Below are 2,665 nucleotides of genomic sequence, written 5' to 3' on the forward strand. Positions count from 1 at the left end.
GGCTTCCACTCCGGCGGCCTCCGCTCCGGCCCCGGCCTCCGCGCCCGCCGGCGCGCCCTCGACCGCGACCACCACCGGGAAGCCCTCCGCTTCCGCCCCCGCCCAGGCCGCCGGCACCTGCGGCGCCAAGGACCTCGTCCTCACCGCCAAGGCCGAGTCCCAGGCGGGCGGCTACATCCTGATCACCGCCAAGGCCAAGCCCGGCGTCACCTGCACCCTGCCCGCCCGCCGCCCCGTGATCGCCTTCGGCTCGGGCGGCATCGAGGCGGCCAAGGCCGAGCAGACCGCCGCCCAGCCGATCAAGCTCAGCGGGTCGGACGCCGCCTACGCGGGCGTCATGACCAAGACCACCAAGGACAACCAGGCGATCCAGTTCACCGACGTCATCGTCGGCGTCAACGACCCGGACCCCGACCCGGTCAGCCTGCCGATCGGCCCGACCAACGTGGACAAGCCGATCGTCACCAACTGGCACAGCCGGCCCACGGAGGCCGTCCCCGTCCACTGACCGGCCCGGCCCGCGAGCACCGGGCCGTGATCACCGGCCCGCGAGCACCGGGCCGCGATTACCGGGCCGCCGCCGGACCGGTAATCGCTGGTCCGGCGGCGGCCGCTCTGCTTGGATCCGGCCATGACCACGGAACTGCCGGACGGCTACGAGATCTCCACCGACCCCGCGCGCCTCGACGCCGCGCTGATCCACCGGTGGCTGTCCGAGGACGCCTACTGGGCACTCGGCCGCAGCCGCGAGAAGCAGGACCTCGCCATCGCCGGCTCGCTCAACTTCGGTGTCTACGAGAGCGCTTCCGGCACCCAGATCGGCTACGCCCGGGTGGTCACCGACCATGCCACCTTCGCCTGGCTCTGCGACGTCTACATCGCCCCGGCCGCCCGCGGCCGGGGCCTCGGCACCGCCCTTGCCACCGCCGTCCGCGACCACCTCGCCCCCTACGGCCTGCGCCGCCTGCTGCTCGCCACCGCCGACGCCCACACCGTCTACGCCAAGGTCGGCTTCGAACCCATGGTGAAACCGGAGAAGTGGATGGTCCTCGGCCAGCAGTGAAGCCATGCGGTGAAGCCATGCAGTAAAGCCTTGCGGTGAAGCCATGCGGTGGACACCGCGCCGGGTGGACGGATGCCGGAAACGCCCGCAGGGCCTCCCCGTGCGACGGGGAGGCCCTGCGGGCGTACGCGGTGCGTGGTGCTACCGGCGGATCGCCGTGGATCAGACCTGGCCGGCCTTCTCCAGGGCGGCGCAGCAGGTGTTGATCAGCAGGCGGGTGACAACGTAGGGGTCGACGTTGGCGTTCGGACGACGGTCCTCGATGTAACCCTTCTGCTCGACCTCGACCTGCCACGGGATGCGGACCGAGGCGCCGCGGTCCGAGACACCGTAGGAGTAGACGTTCCACGGGGCGGTCTCGTGCTTGCCGGTCAGGCGGGACTCGATGTCGGCGCCGTACTGGGTGACGTGCTCCAGGACCAGCTCCTGGGAGGCGCCGAGCGACTCGCACGCGGTGATGATCGCGTCGTAGCCCTCGCGCATCGCCTTGGTGGAGAAGTTGGTGTGCGCGCCCGCACCGTTCCAGTCGCCGCGGGCCGGCTTCGCGTCGAGGGTGGCGTCGATGCCGAACTCCTCGGCGGTGCGGTAGAGCAGGTAGCGGGCGATCCACATGTCGTCGGAGACGGTCAGGGCGTCGACCGGGCCGATCTGGAACTCCCACTGGCCGGGCATGACCTCGGCGTTGATGCCGCAGATGGCGAGGCCGGCGTCGATGCAGCGGTCCAGGTGCAGCTCGACGATCTCGCGGCCGAAGACCTCCTCGGCGCCGACACCGCAGTAGTAGCCGCCCTGCGGGGCCGGGAAGCCGCCCTCGGGGAAGCCGAGCGGGCGGGAGCCCTTGAAGAAGGTGTACTCCTGCTCGATGCCGAAGATCGACTCCTGGTCCGCGAACTGCTCCGCGACACCGCGCAGCAGGGCGCGGGTGTTGGACTCGTGCGGGGTGCCGTCGGTCTCGTTGACCTCGCAGAGGACGAGGATGTTGTCGCCGCCGCGGATCGGGTCCTTGGTGACCCGGACCGGCTCGAGCACGCGGTCCGAGGCGTGACCCTCGGCCTGGTTGGTCGAGGAACCGTCGAAGCCCCAGGTGGGGATCTTGTCCGCGTTCGGCAGGACACGAGTCTTGGAGCGGAGCTTGGCGGTCGGCTTGGTGCCGTCGATCCAGATGTACTCGGCCTTGATTGCCACGGCGGTGTACCTCGCAAACTGGGTGGTGGGTGCCCGCGTAGCGTTGCAAGGCGCCGTTTCCCGGTTGTTCCTCTCATGTAACGCGCATGTGAACCAACCGTCCGCATTGGCACGGTCACGGTGCGGGAGTGCCGCAGGTGGCACTCCCGCACGGACAGCGGACCAGGGGTCAGTGGCGGCGGGCGTGGGCCGCGACCGCGGTGCGGGGCGGCGGGTGCCCCGAGGGCGAAGGGCGGCGGGTGCCCCAGAGGGCGAAGGCGCCGCCGGCCACCAGGGCCGCGGCGCCGGCGGCGAGCGGGGCGGTGGCGTCGTTGCCGCCGGTGGACGCCAGGTGGTCGGGCGCGGCGGAGGACGTGCCGGTGCCGGTCCGGCGGGCGGAGGGGGTCGCGGTGGCCGCCTGCGGGGCGGCGGCGCGGG

General features: G+C 72.0%; 4 protein-coding genes. 2 read left to right on the top strand and 2 right to left on the bottom strand.

Translation table 11 applies throughout. From position 1 onward, the window contains the following. Both VR45_RS34450 and VR45_RS34455 read left to right on the top strand, forming a co-directional pair. Window positions 1-508: DUF4232 domain-containing protein (locus VR45_RS34450; RefSeq protein WP_052709600.1), on the top strand; the 508-nt coding region annotated here is incomplete at its 5' end. A gap of 123 nt (window positions 509-631) precedes the next feature. Further along, window positions 632-1,063, top strand: coding sequence for a GNAT family N-acetyltransferase (locus VR45_RS34455; protein WP_045943846.1), 432 nt, complete (start codon window positions 632-634; stop codon window positions 1,061-1,063). 162 nt (window positions 1,064-1,225) lie between these two features. On the opposite strand, the gene glnII is transcribed toward VR45_RS34455, so the two are convergent. Further along, entirely contained in the window at window positions 1,226-2,248 is a 1,023-nt protein-coding gene (glnII, locus tag VR45_RS34460; RefSeq protein WP_045943847.1) for a glutamine synthetase, read from the bottom strand. 169 nt (window positions 2,249-2,417) lie between these two features. Then, window positions 2,418-2,665: LAETG motif-containing sortase-dependent surface protein (locus VR45_RS34465; RefSeq protein WP_045943848.1), on the bottom strand; the 248-nt coding region annotated here is incomplete at its 5' end.

This window comes from Streptomyces sp. NRRL S-495 (genome assembly GCF_000966955.1).
GTDB lineage: Bacteria > Actinomycetota > Actinomycetes > Streptomycetales > Streptomycetaceae > Kitasatospora > Kitasatospora purpeofusca.

What these genes read in the sequence shown, in the direction of transcription:
- VR45_RS34455 (WP_045943846.1), top strand. Translation starts at nt 632, where the DNA reads ATGACCACGGAACTGCCGGACGGCTACGAGATCTCCACCGACCCCGCG.